At 45.6% G+C, this 18,461-nt stretch carries 15 protein-coding genes and 1 tRNA gene; 9 read left to right on the forward strand and 7 right to left on the reverse strand.

The features are described from left to right. Positions 1-18 precede the first annotated feature (18 nt). Genes ABZR88_RS09585 through ABZR88_RS09595 form a run of 3 tightly spaced genes read right to left on the reverse strand, consistent with a single transcriptional unit; the run spans position 19 to position 5,478 of the window. Positions 19-1,452, reverse strand: coding sequence for a dihydrolipoamide acetyltransferase family protein (locus ABZR88_RS09585; protein WP_107828759.1), 1,434 nt, complete (start codon positions 1,450-1,452; stop codon positions 19-21). Positions 1,453-1,495: 43 nt separating this feature from the next. Then, the gene (locus ABZR88_RS09590; protein ID WP_107828760.1) at positions 1,496-2,743 is read right to left on the reverse strand and encodes a competence/damage-inducible protein A; all 1,248 of its coding nucleotides are present in this window, start codon (positions 2,741-2,743) and stop codon (positions 1,496-1,498) included. After that, on the reverse strand, positions 2,743-5,478 hold the full coding sequence (locus tag ABZR88_RS09595) for a putative LPS assembly protein LptD (RefSeq protein WP_107828761.1): 2,736 nt from the start codon (positions 5,476-5,478) through the stop codon (positions 2,743-2,745). Before ABZR88_RS09595 ends, ABZR88_RS09590 begins: the two co-directional genes overlap by 1 nt. A gap of 57 nt (positions 5,479-5,535) precedes the next feature. Between ABZR88_RS09595 and ABZR88_RS09600 the strand changes: the two genes are divergently transcribed. The 7 genes from ABZR88_RS09600 (at position 5,536) to ABZR88_RS09630 (ending at position 13,165) form a co-directional block, all read left to right on the forward strand. After that, the gene (locus ABZR88_RS09600; RefSeq protein ID WP_107828762.1) at positions 5,536-6,411 is read left to right on the forward strand and encodes an N-acetylmuramoyl-L-alanine amidase; all 876 of its coding nucleotides are present in this window, start codon (positions 5,536-5,538) and stop codon (positions 6,409-6,411) included. Between the two features lie 20 nt (positions 6,412-6,431). After that, complete coding sequence (locus ABZR88_RS09605; protein WP_107828763.1) at positions 6,432-7,376, forward strand: MlaD family protein; 945 nt, start codon at positions 6,432-6,434, stop codon at positions 7,374-7,376. A gap of 302 nt (positions 7,377-7,678) precedes the next feature. Further along, positions 7,679-8,923, forward strand: coding sequence for a ribulose-bisphosphate carboxylase large subunit family protein (locus ABZR88_RS09610; protein WP_107828764.1), 1,245 nt, complete (start codon positions 7,679-7,681; stop codon positions 8,921-8,923). Between the two features lie 4 nt (positions 8,924-8,927). Beyond that, complete coding sequence (locus ABZR88_RS09615) at positions 8,928-10,379, forward strand: four-carbon acid sugar kinase family protein (RefSeq protein WP_107829002.1); 1,452 nt, start codon at positions 8,928-8,930, stop codon at positions 10,377-10,379. A 2-nt stretch (positions 10,380-10,381) separates the two neighbouring features. Continuing rightward, entirely contained in the window at positions 10,382-11,035 is a 654-nt protein-coding gene (locus ABZR88_RS09620) for an aspartate/glutamate racemase family protein (protein WP_245917044.1), read from the forward strand. A 5-nt stretch (positions 11,036-11,040) separates the two neighbouring features. After that, positions 11,041-12,366, forward strand: a complete 1,326-nt coding sequence (locus ABZR88_RS09625; RefSeq protein ID WP_107828766.1) for a bile acid:sodium symporter family protein — start codon at positions 11,041-11,043, stop codon at positions 12,364-12,366. 103 nt (positions 12,367-12,469) lie between these two features. Beyond that, complete coding sequence (locus tag ABZR88_RS09630; RefSeq protein ID WP_107828767.1) at positions 12,470-13,165, forward strand: hypothetical protein; 696 nt, start codon at positions 12,470-12,472, stop codon at positions 13,163-13,165. Here ABZR88_RS09630 and ABZR88_RS09635 read toward each other — a convergent pair whose 3' ends face one another. From ABZR88_RS09635 to ABZR88_RS09650, 4 genes are all read right to left on the reverse strand, one after another. Further along, positions 13,166-13,762: a hypothetical protein gene (locus tag ABZR88_RS09635; RefSeq protein ID WP_107828768.1), complete on the reverse strand. Its 597-nt coding sequence runs from the start codon at positions 13,760-13,762 to the stop codon at positions 13,166-13,168. 159 nt (positions 13,763-13,921) lie between these two features. Continuing rightward, positions 13,922-14,263: a DUF488 domain-containing protein gene (locus ABZR88_RS09640; RefSeq protein ID WP_107828769.1), complete on the reverse strand. Its 342-nt coding sequence runs from the start codon at positions 14,261-14,263 to the stop codon at positions 13,922-13,924. Between the two features lie 64 nt (positions 14,264-14,327). Then, positions 14,328-14,801: a ribonuclease HI gene (gene rnhA, locus ABZR88_RS09645; protein WP_107828770.1), complete on the reverse strand. Its 474-nt coding sequence runs from the start codon at positions 14,799-14,801 to the stop codon at positions 14,328-14,330. 125 nt (positions 14,802-14,926) lie between these two features. Beyond that, on the reverse strand, positions 14,927-17,017 hold the full coding sequence (locus ABZR88_RS09650) for a cation-translocating P-type ATPase (protein ID WP_107828771.1): 2,091 nt from the start codon (positions 17,015-17,017) through the stop codon (positions 14,927-14,929). A gap of 116 nt (positions 17,018-17,133) precedes the next feature. On the opposite strand from ABZR88_RS09650, the gene ABZR88_RS09655 reads away from it, so the two are divergent. Next, the gene (locus ABZR88_RS09655; RefSeq protein WP_107828772.1) at positions 17,134-17,994 is read left to right on the forward strand and encodes an alpha/beta hydrolase; all 861 of its coding nucleotides are present in this window, start codon (positions 17,134-17,136) and stop codon (positions 17,992-17,994) included. Positions 17,995-18,119: 125 nt separating this feature from the next. After that, positions 18,120-18,193 (forward strand) — tRNA-His (locus tag ABZR88_RS09660). Positions 18,194-18,461: the final 268 nt, after the last annotated feature.

Consider the following 18,461-nt stretch of genomic DNA (forward strand, 5'->3'; position numbering starts at 1 on the left):
TAACGCTAATCTTTAGAACTAAATCTCCGTATTGATATCCCAGTTCTCCAGGTAATCAGCTACACGGCGCACAAATGAGCCACCTAAAGCGCCATCAACCACGCGGTGGTCATAAGACAGCGAGAGGAACATCATGTGACGGATGGCGATCATATCTCCTTCCAGCGTTTCAATAACGGCCGGTTTCTTTTTGATCGCTCCAACAGCCAAAATAGCTACCTGTGGTTGGTTAATGATAGGCGTACCCATTACGTTACCAAACGAGCCGACGTTAGTGATGGTGAAAGTACCATTCTTAATTTCGTCCGGTTGTAGTTTATTAGCACGGGCGCGGGCGGCCAGATCATTTACCGTTTTAGCCATACCGGTCAAATTCAAACCGTCGGCTTTATGAATTACCGGTACAATTAAATTACCGCTTGGCAAGGCCGTGGCCATACCAATATTGATATCACGTTTTTTGATAATCTGGGTACCGTTTACCGATACGTTAACCATCGGGTAGTCTTTTATAGCTTTTACCACCGCCTCAATAAAGATTGGGGTAAAAGTAATCTTCTCGCCTTCGCGCTTTTCAAAGCTCGACTTTACTTTGTCGCGCCATTTTACAAGGTTGGTTACATCGGCCTCAACAAATGAGGTTACGTGTGGCGATGTTTGCACGCTCATCACCATGTGATCGGCAATGAGACGACGCATGCGGTCCATTTCTATAATCTCATCGTTACCCGATACCGAATACGCCGGTTTGGCTGGTTGAGGAGTCGGCTGTTGAGCCGCAACAGGTTCAGGCCTTTCGGCAACCGGCGTTGCAGACTGCTGTGGAGCTGCTTCTGTATGCAGCGCAGGCCTTGAACCGCGAACACTCAAATATTTTAAAAGATCTTCTTTGGTTAGGCGACCTTCTGCACCGCTACCTTGTATTTGATCCAGCTCTGCAGCAGTTACACCCTCATGCTGAGCAATATTTTTTACTAACGGCGAGTAAAAACGACCGTTGCCATTGCCGCTCACAGCGTGAACTACTGGCTGACTATTTAGTTGGTTGATGCCGGGAATAGCCTGCTCATTAACAGGCACTTCAGCTAGTTGTTGATCAAATGCTTCAGACTGATTAACCGGCTCAGGTGCCGGTACAGCAACAGGCTTGGCAGCGGGTTGCTCCTCAAACGAAACATAGTCATTTTTATAAGCATTGGTGTCAGCTCGCTCTTCGGTATCTATGGTAGCCACAACGGCACCTACCTGCACCACATCGTTCTCATTGAATAAACGTTCGGCTAGCCTGCCGCTTACTGGCGAGGGTACTTCAGAGTCAACCTTATCGGTGGCAATTTCCATTACTGCTTCATCTGCCTCCACATGGTCGCCGGGGTTTTTCAACCACCTGATAATAGTTGCTTCAGCAACACTTTCCCCCATTTTTGGCAACAACAATTGGTATTTGGCCATATTAAAATTCAGTATAGATGCTCAAATGTAACAAAAATGGAACTCAGTTTTCTACTTCAGAGAGTAAAGTATTCAACATTCCAAACGCTGCAATGGCGGTTCTTTCAATGTTTTGCAGCCTTTTACTGCCAAATGTGAATTTCTTTGACACTGTCTTTCCGGCCTTAGCTACTGCTATCCAGACAGTTCCAACAGGCTTGTCTTCTGAACCGCCGCCCGGCCCGGCAACCCCGGTAACAGCCATGGCATAATCAGATTTAAAATTAAAAAGTGCGCCTTCCACCATCTCAATAACGGTTTCCTGGCTCACCGCACCGTATTGCCACAAAGTTTCGTTGTTCACACCCAGCAAACTTTCCTTCAACTCATAAGAGTATGACACCGCTCCGCCAAAGAAAACTTCAGACGAGCCTGGGTGCTGGGTGATCAAATGCGATATATACCCCCCCGTACAGCTTTCGGCCGCAGACAGCGTAAGGCCACGGGCAGCCATTTTATTCAGTATGGCTTTCTCCAGCGGTATATCTTCAAGCGCCACAACCACGTTGCCTATGCGTTCAACAAAGTTGTTTGTCCAAAGCTGCACATCTTGATGTAAAGCTGCCTCGTTATCGCCATAACCACTCAGGCGCAAACGTACCTGGCCCAGTTTGGGCAAATAAGCCAGCTTAATATGTGGCGGCAATGCGTCTTCTATATCAGCAATGCGCTCGGCCAGAAATGACTCACCCTCCCCTACAGTAAGTATTGTTTGATGAACGATAAATGGCAATTTGAAAGATGCTTTCAGCTTTGGCAGCACCTGGCTTTCCATCATATACATCATCTCAAACGGCACCCCCGGCATCGATACAAAAATCTTGCCTTCGTGCGCAAACCACATGCCCGGCGCAGTACCGTTCAAGTTTGGTATTACTTCGCAATTGGCTGGTACCTGAGCCTGCAGCCGATTTACCTCCAGCAGCGGGCGATTATATTTCTTGAAAATACGGTCAACGTTTTCTAACGCTTCCTGATTCTCTACCATACCTACGTTAAAGTATTCGGCCAGTGTTTTTTTGGTAATATCGTCTTTGGTGGGGCCCAGTCCGCCGGTTATCAGAATAATGTCTGCACGCTCCCGGGCTTCGCCCAATGCTTTGAGTATATGCGCACGGTCGTCAGATACAGACGAGATCTGTTTCACTCTGATACCAATCAGGTTCAACTCCCGGGCAATCCAGGCCGAATTGGTATCCACGATCTGTCCTATCAGGATCTCGTCGCCAATGGTAATAATTTCAGCAAGCATTAGAAATTGTTATAGTAGTCCTTACGTTTACTCAGTTTCAGATCCTGCAAAATAGTTGCTTTTACTTTGAGGGTTACGTTGTATGAACGATAGTATCCAAACGGCACCCATTGGAATGATAAATCCCAGCAATGCAGATCCCGATAGATGTTGAACGACGTCATTGTAAACTGATTTGCCTTAATATCATAGTTGGTAGAGTATTGTATCTTCCACTTAGGTGTAAGGCTAAAATCGCCATTTAATTGCAGCGTATTGGTTGTTGTTGTGAGTATATGACTGTTTGAATAATTGAAACTATAACTCATGGATACGTTCCACGGTATGTTAAAGTCAATATAAGCGCTTGGGTCACTGTTTAAAAGTGCCAGCCGGTCAGCTTGTTGAACTGTCATGGTTTGGGCCGAGGTGCCAGGCACCGCCGCTGCTGTATTGGTACTTGCAGGATGGAACGACGCAGAGTTCAAACTACCACCCATGGTCAGGTTAAAGTTTGTTAAGAAAGGTAGCCTGCCATCCTGAAAGGTATAATGGTCAAAACGTCTGGCTACACGATACACCTGATTATTGGCCACCGTATCATAAACCTTGGTAACGTATGGATCAAGTATACCCGAGAAACTAACGTTGATCTTTTGATTGAACAAGGCTGTGTGTCCAGAGAGACTGATATTCTCTAACCTGAACGAGTCGGCCGCGAAATTATAGAATGTTGATGCCGAAAGCCCCTGCAATATCGGGATCTTCTTATCCTGGGTAGATGTGTCTTTGGCTGATGGTCTTACCTTGGCCTCGATGGTGTTATCTACCGAGAAAGATAAACCAGCCTGCCTGCCACCGCTCGGTCCGCCGTATGGTGTGCCATCAAATATAGAGTATCTGTTGTATGATGCCTGGAACGGCACGGTAGCATTACTTACTGCTACCTGGTTATATGCATAGCTCAGGCTGGAGTAATCCGGACGGTAGCTGAATGAAATATTAGGCGTAATTACGTCCCTGATAGCTTTCAGCTTGCCTTTAAATTGCATAATACCGTATATCTTGGTAGAGAAACCGGCACTCATAGAGTAATCACCAACACGTCTGAAACCCGGTACGGTATCAACAATCATAGAGTCTATACCAGATAAACTACCGCGTGCATATCTTTTACGATAAGTTTGCAGGTACCAGCGTTCGTTATAGTTAGCGCTCACGTTAAATTGGAAAAACTTGAGCAAGGTTTGGTTAAAACCAACAGGTATTTGATGCTGAAAACCGTTTTGCAGGCGTTTGGTAAGCGTCTCCTTGCTAAATAATTCGCTTTCTGGCACGGCTGTAACCGCATTTTTTCCCTGCAAACTATAGCCCACGGTAATACGCTGATACCATTTTTGTGGCCCCACACGGTCTTTTGAATCAAACGGGTTGATTGTAGCCATGTTGAAGCTGAACGTCGGCAACTCTAACGTAATAGTTTTACGCGCCAGATCCTGGCTATGCGTCATGCTGGCGTTGAAGTTAAACGGAGTTCCCTCCCAGCTTTTGGCATAAGCTATACTTGAGTGCAAGTTGTTCTGGACAATAGCCTGCGGGTTATAATTGGTTGCCCCCGGGTTATTGGAGTAATAGCTGGATGTACCCGCGTTTACCGAAGCACTAAATGTTGTTCCAGGATGTGCGTTAGCATCCTGACTATGTTGCCACTGAATGTTAAAATCGCGTTGCGGCGGGTCGCCCTCTAAGCCATAATAATGCTGCCCGTAGCTGAAAGTTAAACCACCCTGGTATTTATACTTCTTAATATAGCGGGCGGTGTTAGTACTCTCAAAAGATCCTTTAGAATACAGGGTCTCCTGAGTGGTAAAATCCATATAATCGTTTATACCAAAGTAATAACCAAAGTTGCGTAGGTAGAAACCCAGCGTTGCATCTTCGCCAAAAGTTGGCAGAATAAAGCCCGAAGTACGGGTATCCGGCTTCGGGAAAAAACCAAATGGAATGGCAAATGGCAATGGCACGCCCTCAATTTCCATATATGCCGGGCCTGATATAATACGTTTCTTTTCGGCAATACCTTTAGTAATTACAATCCCGAAATCGGTGTAAGGATATGGCTTATCGCACGTACTGTACAATACATTATGGTAGGCAAACTCGCTGTCATTCAGTTTTTTAATCTGACCTCCGGATACGAAGTTGCCGTCCTGCTCGGTCGAGCCATTATATACGTGCGCCTTCTTGGTTTTGTAATCAAAGTAAAGTGAATCGGCCGTCATCGGCTTATCGTCTTTACCCATTTTTGATATCGGTCTGCCTTTATAACGGTGTGTTTTAGGATCAATGCGACCGCTGGCAAAAACCAGGTGCGTTTTCTGATCTACGCGAATATAATCGGCATCCAGCTCAAAATCGCCATAGGTTACGCGTGCGTTACCATATAAATAGCCTACCTGGTGCTCTTTATCATAAACAGTAGAGTCATCAGCCTTGGCCGTAGTAATCTCGGTCAGTTCGCCCGGGTTTTTGGCAACAGTGTCCTTTTTGGTGGTATCGCGTTTAGTGGTATCTTTCCTTATCGTATCGATACTACTCTTGTTACCACGCAACAACTTGCGGTCCTTCACCGGATCGAGCTTTATAATGGTATCTTTAAGCCATACCGGTTGGCTCTTCCCACTCTTATTGGCTGAAGCAAGCTCGTTCAGTGCCAGGATCACTACAAGGAGAAAAAAAAGCCTTAGAAATTTCAAAATCGATTATGAATAGTATTTTTGTGGATACTGATTATTTAACAGCGTCCAAAAATAATGAAAAATAAAGCATTGAGAAGATTGATTTCTGGTTTATCCTTATCATTAGTTTCGGTAACGCTTTTTTGTTTTTTTCCTAACGCGGCCTTTGCCCAGCAAGACTCTTCAGGATTTAAGTTGAAGACGGTTGTGGTTGATGCCGGTCACGGCCGTATGAGTAACGGTACCTGGCGCGGCGCATCTGGCGATTATTCGCAGGAAAGTAAAGTAACGCTGGCTGTAGCGCTTAAATTGCGGGACTCAATACAAAAAGAAATACCGAGCTTAAACGTGGTAATGACACGTACCACAGATGATGATGTGTTATGGCAAAAACGTGCCGATATTGCTAATGAGAATAAAGGTCAACTGTTTATATCACTGCACTGTAACTCACTGTCAGACAGAATTGTAAGAGGAAAGAATGGCAAACGTATCCGCGTGCCAGATCACTCTGGCAAAGGTGTATTGTTATTAGTGTATGTTTACCGCCGTGTAAATGAGCAGGAAGCCGCCATTAGAGAGAATGAGTTTGAGGACAAGGATTATAAAGAAAATACCGAGCTGAATCCAAGCGATCCGGCTTCTATTATCCTGCTCAACGCATTTAAAGATAAATACCGCAAACAAAGCTTACAGTTTGCCAATTTAGTGAATGATGAGTTTGTAAACACCGACGGCCGCCGCAGTGAAGGCGTACGCGAGCAAAGTGTACTGGTATTGGCGCGTAGCGGCATGCCTGCCGTATTGGTAGAAATGGGCTATATAAACAATCCCGAAGAAGAGCGTTATCTGAACTCTGAGGAAGGACAGGCGCAGATTGTAGCCACCATAGTACGGGCATTAAAAGAATATAAAAAGGAAGTTGAGCAAACAACGGCCGTTGGAAATTGATTATTAAGTAAACACCTGCCTTGAAAATATCTAACGAAACTAAAATTGGCGCACTAACCGCCATCAGTATTACCATCTTAATATTAGGTTACAGCTATTTGCGTGGTAACGATGTGTTCTCTCGCTCTAATAAATACTATGCGGTTTACAAAAGCGTAGAGGGACTGTCTGTTTCAAAGCCTGTGCTGGTAAATGGCTTTCAGATTGGTCGGGTTTCTAATATGCAATTGCAGCCTGACGGCCGTACCATTGTGGAGTTTAAGATAGAGCCTCAATACGACATTCCGGATAACACACTGGCCAAACTGGAAAGCACCGACCTGCTGGGCGGCAAAGCTATTGTGTTTGAACTAGGTAACAGCCGCAATTTTGCCAACAATAAAGACACGCTGCGCGCTGATATTCAGGGAAGTTTGGCCGAGAGCTTGCAACCTATCCAACGTAAGGCAGAAACATTGATTAATAAGCTGGACTCGTCATTAGCTGCTATCAACAACATCCTGAATCCAGATTTTCAGCGTAATGTTGACCGTAGCTTTGCCAGCATTGCCAACTCCCTGCAAACACTGGAAGGTACTACCAAAAAGATTGACAACCTGATTGGCACACAAACCGGCCACATCAACGGTATTTTAACTAATGCAGAAGTTGCATCGGCTGGCTTGAAAACCACCGTAAACAACATGAACGATGTTACCGGCAACTTTAAAACTGTAAGCAGCGATCTGGCTAATGCCAATCTGAAACAAACGCTGGACAACGCCAACCAGGCCGTGGCCAACCTGCAAGCGGTAATTACCAAGATCAATTCTGGCAAAGGTTCATTAGGTATGTTGGCTAACGATCCGCAGATGTACAAAAATCTGACCGACGCTTCTGATAACCTGAACAAACTGTTCATCGACCTGAAAGCACACCCAAAACGTTACGTAAGTTTCTCAGTATTTGGAGGAAAGAAAGATTAAGCATCGATGCCTAAAATCTAACTCATCATTTTAATAGATATTTAACAAGTCGCGGTTCCCTCTGGGCCGCGATTTTTGCATACCCGCATTTGTAAAAAAACTGTTATTTAACCTGCCTATAAATGGCCAAATTGTACAATGTTGTACATTAAATGATAATATCCTACAAATGCTTGCATAAATGATACAATACATTTATCAATTGTGGAGATAGATTTGTTGTAATAAGTACACCATCAATTATAACTTTATTTTGCTATCCCATCTGTCTTTTCGGGCACTGTTGATCAGCAACTTTTTTTATGGAAAGAATTACCGCGAAGTATTACGTAGAGACACCTTTTGCACTTGATAAAGCCGCCGCCATTTTAGCCGGCGAGCAATCGTCAGGTACATTTGTGGCTGTGCCGGGCGAGACCGAAGAATTAAAGCAGCGCTTTGCTGCCCGTGTAGAAAGCATTACCCCTGCCGATGTTGCAGATGTACCGGCTATGCCTGGCGCAACAGCCAAACAAGGCGGGTATCAGCGGGCGCACATAGAAGTATCATGGTCAGTTGAGAATTTTGGCTACAACCTGCCTGTGCTGGTATCTACCCTTCAGGGTAATTTATATGAGCTGAGCCAGTTTACCGGCCTCAAATTAATGGATATTACCCTGCCTGCATCATATCAGGAACATTTTAAAGGTACACAGTTTGGCATTGCCGGTACGCGCAAAAGCTGTGGTGTTGTAGGTCGCCCGTTAATTGGCACCATCATCAAACCAAGCATCGGCATGACACCTGAAGATACTGCCGCTCTGGTAAAAACACTGGCCGAGGCAGGTATTGACTTTGTGAAAGATGACGAGCTGCAGTCTGCCGCTGCCAATTCATCATTTGAGCATCGTGTAGACACCATTATGGATGTTATCAATCGCCATGCTGATAAAACTGGTAAAAAGGTAATGTATGCTTTTAACCTGAGCGATGAGATTGACAGCATGCTGCGCCGCTATGAATACATCCTGAAAGCTGGCGGCACCTGTGCCATGATCAGCGTTAATAGCGTGGGCCTGTCTGGCGTAAAGAAAGTTTGCGATCAGGGTCAGTTGGTTATCCACGGTCACCGCAATGGCTGGGGCATGCTGAACCGTCACCCGTTGTTGGGTATAGAGTTTCCAGCCTATCAAAAAATTTGGCGTTTGGCTGGTGTAGATCAATTGCACGTAAACGGCATTCAAAATAAATTCTGGGAGTCGGATGATTCGGTAGTTCGTTCTATCGAGGCTTGCCTCACTCCTCTTTTTAGTTGGCCAGACTTGCTGCCGGTGGTATCATCGGGCCAATGGGGCGGCCAGGCGTTTGAAACATGGCGCCGCACACAAACTACAGATCTGCTTTATATGGCTGGAGGCGGTATCATGGCGCATCCATCAGGCCCTGCAGGTGGCGTTACAGCCCTGCATCAGGCTTGGGAAGGCGCAGTTAATGGCTTATCGCTTGAAGAGGCTGAAGCTACCTACAAAGAATTTGGACAATCGGTTAAAAAGTTTGGCGGTAAATAATTCAATGGCAAGAAAAAATAAACTTTTACTGGCCTACTATGGCGATGATTTTACCGGCAGCACAGATGCGCTGGAGTTTTTGAGCCGCGCAGGTATAAAAACTGTACTCTTCATCACGCCGCCTACGCCCGATCAACTTAACCGTTATAAAGGCCTGCAAGCCATTGGCATTGCCGGCATGACCCGTGCCATGACGCCGCCCGATATGGAGAGCGAACTATTGAACGCTTTTAGCAAATTAAAAGAGCTGAATGCACCGCACGTACATTACAAAGTGTGTTCTACGTTTGACTCATCCCCATACATTGGCAGCATTGGTAAGGCTATAGAAACCGGACTGGGTATTTTCCGCTCGCGTTTTGTGCCGTTACTGGTAGCTGCGCCTGCCTTGGGCCGCTATTGCACTTTTGGCAACCTGTTTGCCCGTATGGGTATCGGCAGCCAGGGCGATATTTATCGTTTGGATCGTCACCCGTCTATGAGTAAGCACCCGGTTACTCCATCAACAGAGAGCGACCTGCGCAAACATCTGGCTCGACAAACACAGCTTCCTATCGGCCTGGTTGATATTTTAACTATTTCTGGTGATCAAGAAATTGCTGCTGATAAGCTAGAGCAAACCATAGAAGACGGTAGCCGTATCGTTCTTTTTGATGCCCTGCACGAAGAACACATGCTTACCGTTGGCGGACTAATAAACAGCCACGCCAAAGAAGGCGAAATATTATTCTCTGTAGGTTCCAGCGGTATTGAAATGGCCCTGGGTAAACTTTGGCAGGAACAGGAATTAGTAAAACCGGTTAGACGCTGGCAGCACGCCGGCGAAGCCGGACCTATCCTGGTGCTCTCTGGCAGTTGCTCGCCAGTTACCGAAAAACAGATTGACTATGCCGTTAATTATGGCTTTACCGAGATAGCGTTGGATACAGAAGCCATTGCGGCATCTGCCGATGTTACAGGTGTGCTGGATGCCGCCGTGGCGAAAATCAGTGCGGCTATTAAAGCAGGCTCATCGGTAGTGGTGCACACCAGTCGCGGTGCGCATGACGAGCGTATTGATGCCACTTACCAGCAACTGGCAGGTCAGGGCTTGAGCGAGGGCGAAATACTGGCAAAAACATCGCAGCTATACGGTACCGCGTTGGGTATGATTGCCCTTAAAACAGCGGCACAAACGCCGGTAAAGCGTGTAATTATTGCTGGTGGCGATACCGCAGGTTATGTAGCAAGAACTATGGAGATTGAATCTATAGAGATGCTGGCCCCGCTATCACCCGGTGCACCGTTGTGCCTGGCTCACTCTACCAATTCTGTTGTTGACGGGTTGCAGGTAAACTTTAAAGGCGGCCAGGTAGGTGCCGAAAATTATTTTGTAAGCGCATTGAAAGGCGAGCTGCTCCCGGCCCCTTCGCCGAGACTGCGTGTTGTTAGCAATTCTATTATTAACCAATTATGAAGATGAAAACTTTAGGCCTCATACACACCTCTGCAACTCTTATTCCCGTTTTTCAACAACTGGTTCAGGAACATTTGCCAGGGGTAGCAACCTTTAACATTGTGGACGATAGCCTGGTACGCAACATTGCCGCGCGTGGCAGTGTAACACCAGAAATATATAAACGTGTTGCAGATTACGTAGCGTCAGCCGAAGATTCTGGCGCAGACCAGATTCTGGTGACCTGCTCATCTATCGGTGCGGCTGTTGAAGCCGCTGCTGCTCAAGCAGGCGTACCAGTATTGCGCGTAGATCAGCCGATGGCAGATCTGGCCGTAAGCACCGGTAAGCGCATTGGCGTTATTGCCACCCTGCCAACCACGCTTGAACCAACTGCAGACCTGGTACAACGCCGTGCCGCCGCTTTGGGTAAAGAAATTGAACTAACTTCAAAACTATGCGAAGGTGCTTTTGAAGCCCTGATGAGTGGCAACGCCGCCAAGCACGATGAAATGGTTGCCAACGCCCTGCGCGATCTTTCTAAACAGGTAGACGTCATCCTGCTGGCACAGGCTTCTATGGCCCGCGTGGTAGATACATTAGATGCAGCAGACCGTATTGTGCCCATCCTGGCCAGTCCGGTAAACGCCATTAAGTACTTAGCCGCACAACAGTAAGCGTTATGATGTCTCTACGTAAGCTATGTTTGGGCGTTGCCTGCATGGCGGTATTGCTTTTAGTTACCGGCATTTTAATAGGTAATGCAAGTATCTGGCAGCCATCTGCCGTGGTACTGGCTGTTACCGGCGCTTTTGGAATTGGTGCTGTACCTGCGCTCAAAAATTATCAATATACCGCATGGATCATTGCAGCTGTAGTAGTAGCGATGGTTTACCCACAGGCGTTTGTAAAATGGGGGCCTGTTGAACTGCGTAACAAGTGGCTCATTCTTATCATCGTTCAGATGGTGATGTTTGGCATGGGTATCCAGATGAGTATCCGCGATTTTTCAGGACTGGCAACGTCTGGAAAAGGCGTATTGGTTGGCCTGATGTGCCATTTCTCAATCATGCCGTTGATGGGTTTATTGCTCACCAAAATATTCCATTTTGAACCTGAAGTAGCCGCAGGCGTCATTCTGATTGGTTGTTGCTCCAGTGGTTTAGCATCTAACGTAATGGTTTACCTGGCCCGCGCCAATCTGGTACTTTCCGTAACGGTAACTACCATGACAACCCTTGCTGCGCCTTTCCTTACCCCGTTACTGATGCGTTTGCTGGCTGGTACGCTGGTTGAAGTAAAATTTGTATCGATGATGATGGAGATTATCAAAATCGTTATCGTACCTATCGGCGCTGCATTTGTGCACGATTATCTGAAACGTGCATCGGCTCAGGGTAAAAGAAACACCTACGTGCTGGCCTTCGTTTTTCTGGCCTGGCTCATCAGCTTGCCACTAGGCGTCTGGGGATGGTTGAGTGCTCATTTAAGCGAAACTGCGCAAGAATCAGCCGCTATCTTTAACTTTCTCACTGGTGCGTTCATCGTAGGTACGCTTTATCATCAGCTTTACCTTAAGTTTAAAAAGCTTGATGACTTTGTGCCTTACCTGTCTATGTTCGGTATTGTATATTTCACCACAGTAACTACTGCAGCTGGCAGGGATAACTTATTGAATATCGGCTTGTTATTATTCCTGTCTTCAGTAATACATAATGGTGCAGGTTATTTCTTTGGTTACTGGCTGAGCCGCGTGTTTGGTTTGGATAAAAGCTCGGCAAGAACCATTGCTTTTGAAGTTGGCTTGCAGAACGGCGGCATGGCATCTGGCTTAGCTGGTTCCATGGGCAAGCTGGCAACCATCGGGTTGGCACCAGCGGTATTTAGCCCCTGGATGAATATTTCAGGATCGATACTGGCCAACTTCTGGCGTAAACGACCAGTGCCTGACGCACCTGATAACACCTTGCCCGATCATATAAAAATACCGGCTGAAACAGAGCTCTGATTTTATATTAACGAGCAAAATAACTATTGATAAACGCGCGTATAATAATTAATTTTATACACGCGTTTATTGTTAGTACCCAATGTGTTAGATTTTCGCCCTAATGAATACTCTGATTAAAACTTGTGCAGTTGCATTTGCCCTATCATTTGTTTTGGTGGGCTGCAGCAAAAAAGCCGCCAGTATAAAAATATACTCGGTTACCGAGAATGATGCGGCTTCTATGATAGCAAATAACCTGCTGCCTCAATATGGTGGTTTAGCCAATCAGTTTAATAATTGCTCCATACTATCAAACACATCGACCAAAAATTGTGGTATCGCCAAAGATACTACGTTTAACGGTGTAAGCGCCACCAATGCCGCGGTTACTTACAAATACGGCATCGTTTGGCACTATACTAATAATTGCCAGGGCACCATCACTTCTACACTTGATGGTAAGCTCACCTATGAAGGTTCTAATTATACCGGCGATGGTTTATTAACAGCCAGCGTACAAGTTGCTCCAAATACAAAAGCACCATTACTTAATCTTACCGGAACAATGGCGTTGAGCGGTATGCAGCGCGTAAAAGGCCAAGCTGACGCAGCATTCAATACCGTTATTAATTTTAACAACCTTAATTTGACTGTTGATGGCGTGAGCAAGAAAATAAACTCAGGAACTACCGATGTAACCGTGACCTGCACCAACGGCACTGCCAGCTTTAATTTTAAAGGTAACATTCAGTTCAGTGCCTATAATAAAGCAAAGATCACGCTTGACAGCGGTACTGCCTACCCTATTTCCTGGTAATTACATCTCCTCTACCTGCAATGTGGCCTCGCCATTAGTCAGGCTAATGGAACTGCTGCCATCAGACGGATAAAGCGTGCAATTAAACATAATCTTTATTTTAAGTTGGCGACCGTGCAGTGAGTTGGCAGCAATTTTGGTAACAGAAAGTACGGTAGCCGTACCACCTTGCGATGCATCTACGCTATAGTAGTTTTTACCGTTCTCATCAATGTAATTGACCTGCAGCCATTGTTTGCTGTTATCAGGCAAAAAATCTGTAGCTAACCGTATAACGCCAGGTACTACTGCCTGATTAAAATCAGACGAAGCCGGGTTAGCTGTAAACTGCAGGTTAAGTTGCGGTTGAAGGTTAGGCATTTTGCCGATGATTGCAAAAACAGTACCGCCCGTGTAGCCTGAGCCTATTACATAACCCGATAAGCTGTTGATACTGGCTTTCCAGTCTGCCTGTTTGCCATTTATTGTGCCCTTAAAATAATATTCACCGGGTGTTCCGCCCAGACCATCAAAGTCAAATACCGGCGAAAAACCTTTACAGCCAGCAAACAGCGTTACAATAAGAAAAGAGAAAATTGCAAGTCTAAGTATCTTCATATGCTATTATTGATAAGGATCGGGCAACCTCTATCGACTTAACAGTCAACAAAATTGCTTGGCAAAGATACATTATCTGTTATAAACTAAACGTTAAGTAGTGCTGTTTAGCACGAAAAATATAGGGGGAAAACAGAGGAGTAAATGGTCGATTGGCTTTTATTTGTCAATCAACTCCTGCAAAACCAGTGCGTGGTTATGGTGTTCGTCTTTAGCTGCGTAGAGTAGCGTTACGGCCTTATGCTCTTCCATCAGGTTTTTCAGTTGTTGTAAGGCCGGCGAGTTTTTTAACTCTTCATGATATTTAAGACGAAATTGTTGCCAATCTCCACCACCGTGCACCCATTTACGTAACACGGTTGATGGTGCTACTTCTTTTAGCCATAGATTGATATCAGCCTGATCCTTTTTAACACCACGCGGCCATAACCGGTCAACCAGCACGCGGTAACCATCGGCATTGGATGGTGGTTCATAAATTCTTTTTATTTTAACAGGCATAAAACAGGACAGACAATAAAACTAATACAATATAGGTATTGATCCTGTTTTTAAAATTATCTACTTACAAACTGGCTCTTGACGATTCCGTTTCAAACACCGCGTCAATCAACAGATCCTTTTGCCCATACGCAGCAACAGCCAGGCGATCGCAGCGCTCATTTTCAGGGTGACCGGCGTGGCCTTTTACCCATATCAATCTGATATGATGCAGGCGGCTCAATTCAACATAGCGCATCCATAAATCCTGGTTCTTTTTGCCGGCAAAACCTTTAGCTATCCAGCCCTGAAGCCAGCGCTTCTCTATGGCGTCTATTACATATTTGGAGTCTGAATAGATGGTAATGTGTTGTCCGGCCTTCTTTAGGGCCTCCAGCGCTTTAATAACGGCCATCAGCTCCATGCGGTTGTTAGTGGTTTTGCGGTAACCGCCAGAAAGTTCTTTATAGTATTGACCAGAACGCAGAATAGCGCCATAGCCACCAGGGCCAGGATTGCCGCTCGAACCGCCATCAGTGAAGATCTCTATTTGACTCATATTTGTGATCCGTGGCTCGTTGATTATTGTTCATTGAACCTACGAATTGCCGAAAATAGGAACAAAAACGCCATCAGCAAAGAAACGATTTCAACATCGTTAGCCGAGAGCAATCAAGCATCGTCTTAATTTAGCTTCTTTATCTTCAGTCGCAGCGAGTTACCAATTACTACCACGTCAGAGCAAGCCATGGCCAGCGCACCCACCATCGGACTTAAAAACCCTGCCGCAGCCACGGGGATAGCCACCACATTATAAGCAAAAGCCCAGAACAGGTTTTGTTTAATGGTTTTAAGCGTATGCCTGCTCACTTTCAGGAAAAATACAAGCGAATGCAAATCAGTATTCAACAAAACCACTTTGGCCGATTGAATGGCGATATGACTGGCATCATTCATAGAAACGCCCACATCTGCTTGTGTTAATGCCGGCGCATCGTTAATGCCATCTCCCACCATCAAAGTCTGCCCTTTCTTGCGAAACACATCTATCACGGCCAGCTTTTCGTCGGGCAGCTTCTCGGCGTAAACATCTGCGATGCCTAAAATTTTGGCTACTTCGGCGCAACGGCTTTGTTTGTCCCCGCTCAATAACACAGGTGTAATGTTCATTTGCCTTAATGCATTGATAAGTTCCGCAGCACCTGGCTTGATATCGTCCTGAATGGCAATCTGTGCCAGCAAGGCATTATTTTTATAGAGCGACAGATTGTACTCGCTATCGCCTTTATCTTTCGAAGCACCCAGGAAATAATGATTGCCGTCTACATCTTCGGCACGCATACCCAAACCACGTTCTTCTGTAGCTTTTTTAAGGATCACCTTTTGTTGAGGTTGAGTTTTCAATTGTTCAACCAGCGACCGGGCAATCGGGTGGTTTGAACGCTCTTCTATGGCACTGATCAATCCATTGACAACAGATTGATCGGCGTCACCCTCTATTTTGACATCTTTCAACTTGAATTTACCGGTTGTAAGCGTACCTGTTTTATCAAACACCACGTACTTAGCCTGGCTTACGGCTTCAATGGTATCGCCGCCTTTAATCAGTACGCCATTCTTTGCCGCGCGCCCCAGTCCAACCATAACGGCTGTTGGGGTAGCTAAACCCATAGCGCACGGGCACGAGATCACCAGCACGGCAATAGCATGCATCAGCGAAGCTTGCAATCCTCCTCCGAAAACAAAAAAAGTAAGAATGAATGTTAGTAACGAAATGCCCAAAACGGCGGGTACAAATATGGCAGCTACTTTATCGCCCAATTTTTGGATAGGTGGCTTTGCTGCCTGCGCCTTCTTCATCAGATCGATGATTTGCGCCAGTACCGATTTTGAGCCCACTTTAGTGGCAATAATGCGGATGTTACCATGTTGTACAATGGTACCACCAATAACGCTATCATATTTCTTCTTTTCAACGGGCACGCTCTCCCCCGTTAGCATTGACTCATCGACCGAGGCGTTGCCTTCCAGTATATCACCATCGGCAGGGATCTGATCGCCGGTGTTAACCAATAAGGTATCACCTGATTTAATCTCGCGGGCATCAATCACCTCTACACTCCCATTTATTACACGGTTAGCCTTTACCTGCTGAAATTTCATCAGGTCTTTAACTGCCGAGGTTGTTTGCGTTACCGAGCGTTTCTCAAACAGGTTACCCAACAACACCAGCGTAATAATAGTGGCACTGGTTTCGTAAAAGCGATATTGCTCGCCCAAACCTTCAATAGTACCCACCAGGCTGTAAATAAAGGCCGCTGTTGAACCTATGAAGATCAGCACATCCATATTAGGCACGCCACCTTTAACAGAGCTCCAGGCGCTTTTACCGAAGTGCAGCAACCCTACTATAAATACAGGTAAACAAAGTGCTAATTGAATACTATCATGGTGTAGCCAGTGCCAGGGCAAAATCATATGTGCCAGCAACGGGATGGTGAATATGGCGCAAAAGATCAGCTTATTTTCCAGGCGCTGGTAGTACTTCTCTACATGTGTATCGGGATTATCAATCACCTGGAAACCCAAGCCACGGATATCATTGATTACCTGCGGCAGAATGGCGTCATTGGTAGTAGTAAATTTCACCTCGTCGCTTGCAAAGCTTACATGGATGTTATGCAAGCCTTTTTTTTCTAACATACGATGCACCGACATGGCACAGTTATTACAATGCATGCCGGTTACGTTAAGTTCTACAAGCTGATCTGTCATGATAACAAAGCTAGCCTTTTGTTTAGATGGATTCTAAATTAAAACGTAAGGTTTTTGTAATAAATAGATGGCAAATAAAAAACTAACTTACTTTACCAATTGCAAACCAACTATTTATGAAAAAGACCATTTTAACCGCCATCTGCGCCGCATTTGTGGCCATTGCCAATGCACAGGAAAAACCTATTTTATTATGGCCAAACGGAGCGCCGGGTTCTGAAGGCAAGACTACCCCAGAGCATGTCAGCAAATCGGCCCGTGGCGAGATTTCTATATCGAACGTAAACTTCCCGTCTATCACGCCCTATTTACCTACCAATGGCAAAGCAAACGGAATGGCCATTATTATAGCCCCAGGTGGCGGCCACAAAGAATTAAAGATGGACTACGAAGGCTCAAATTTTGCAGAATGGCTCAATACACACGGCATTACCGCTTTTGTATTGAAATATCGCCTGGCTAAAGAGGCTAACAGCGTTTATACCGTTGATGGGCATGCGTTGAAAGATCTGCAACGCGCTATACAGTTAGTGCGCAGTCGCGCGAAAGAATGGCATATTGATACAGCCCGTATTGGCGCCATGGGTTTCTCGGCAGGTGGCGAGCTGGCCGGACTATCGGGTACGCGATTTAGCTACGGCGATAAAAATGCAAAAGATGAGCTAGACCGCCAAAGCTCACGGCCCAGTTTCCAGCTATTGGTGTACCCCGGCAACCCCGACCGGTTTGAACCGCAAAAGAACTCACCTCCCCTGTTTATGGTGGCCGGTGGCGAAGACACGCCAGAACGCCTGAAAGGCATGGTTGCTGCCTATACCAAATACCTGGATGCTAAAATACCCGTAGAACTACACTTATATGCTAAAGGTCCGCACGGCTTTGGTGTGAGAAAGACCACCCCGGGCGCTGTAGCCGGCTGGCCTGAGCGTTTTTATGATTGGCTGATAGATATGGGGCTAATTACGAAGGAAAAATAGCCATTTGGCAGAGTAAATGGCTTTTTCTAAAACTGTAACTAATTTAAATTCAGCAAGAATAAGATCTATTTGAAAAAAGTATTTGACAGGAAAATGCTTTTTTATACATTTGCACTCCCAACACGGTAGGTATAGCTCAGTTGGTTAGAGCACCAGATTGTGGTTCTGGGGGTCGTGGGTTCGAGCCCCATTACTTACCCGAAAGCCTCTCATGAAAATGAGAGGCTTTTTTGTTTTTATGTGATCTCAAGACGCTATTAGCGCGGTTTATTGAATTCTTGTTAATTACTTTATGTCTATGCCAGTTCTAGCTTGATTTCTATTCAAACGGACTATGCTTAGGTATTTGGCGCATGTTTGGCGCATATCAAGCAATCTAGTTTTAGGGAGGGGCTTTCTTTTTCATACAGACTAATTTAGTGAATAATGAATTATGGAGCCATCATACGCTTATAGCAATCAAGTGC

This window comes from Mucilaginibacter yixingensis, assembly GCF_041080815.1.
Taxonomy (GTDB): Bacteria; Bacteroidota; Bacteroidia; order Sphingobacteriales; family Sphingobacteriaceae; genus Mucilaginibacter; species Mucilaginibacter yixingensis.

What these genes read in the sequence shown, in the direction of transcription:
- ABZR88_RS09585 (WP_107828759.1), bottom strand. Translation starts at nt 1,452, where the DNA reads ATGGCCAAATACCAATTGTTGTTGCCAAAAATGGGGGAAAGTGTTGCT.
- ABZR88_RS09590 (WP_107828760.1), bottom strand. Translation starts at nt 2,743, where the DNA reads ATGCTTGCTGAAATTATTACCATTGGCGACGAGATCCTGATAGGACAG.
- ABZR88_RS09600 (WP_107828762.1), top strand. Translation starts at nt 5,536, where the DNA reads ATGAAAAATAAAGCATTGAGAAGATTGATTTCTGGTTTATCCTTATCA.
- ABZR88_RS09610 (WP_107828764.1), top strand. Translation starts at nt 7,679, where the DNA reads ATGGAAAGAATTACCGCGAAGTATTACGTAGAGACACCTTTTGCACTT.
- ABZR88_RS09615 (WP_107829002.1), top strand. Translation starts at nt 8,928, where the DNA reads ATGGCAAGAAAAAATAAACTTTTACTGGCCTACTATGGCGATGATTTT.
- ABZR88_RS09620 (WP_245917044.1), top strand. Translation starts at nt 10,382, where the DNA reads ATGAAAACTTTAGGCCTCATACACACCTCTGCAACTCTTATTCCCGTT.
- ABZR88_RS09625 (WP_107828766.1), top strand. Translation starts at nt 11,041, where the DNA reads ATGATGTCTCTACGTAAGCTATGTTTGGGCGTTGCCTGCATGGCGGTA.
- ABZR88_RS09630 (WP_107828767.1), top strand. Translation starts at nt 12,470, where the DNA reads ATGAATACTCTGATTAAAACTTGTGCAGTTGCATTTGCCCTATCATTT.
- ABZR88_RS09635 (WP_107828768.1), bottom strand. Translation starts at nt 13,762, where the DNA reads ATGAAGATACTTAGACTTGCAATTTTCTCTTTTCTTATTGTAACGCTG.
- ABZR88_RS09640 (WP_107828769.1), bottom strand. Translation starts at nt 14,263, where the DNA reads ATGCCTGTTAAAATAAAAAGAATTTATGAACCACCATCCAATGCCGAT.
- rnhA (WP_107828770.1), bottom strand. Translation starts at nt 14,801, where the DNA reads ATGAGTCAAATAGAGATCTTCACTGATGGCGGTTCGAGCGGCAATCCT.
- ABZR88_RS09650 (WP_107828771.1), bottom strand. Translation starts at nt 17,017, where the DNA reads ATGACAGATCAGCTTGTAGAACTTAACGTAACCGGCATGCATTGTAAT.
- ABZR88_RS09655 (WP_107828772.1), top strand. Translation starts at nt 17,134, where the DNA reads ATGAAAAAGACCATTTTAACCGCCATCTGCGCCGCATTTGTGGCCATT.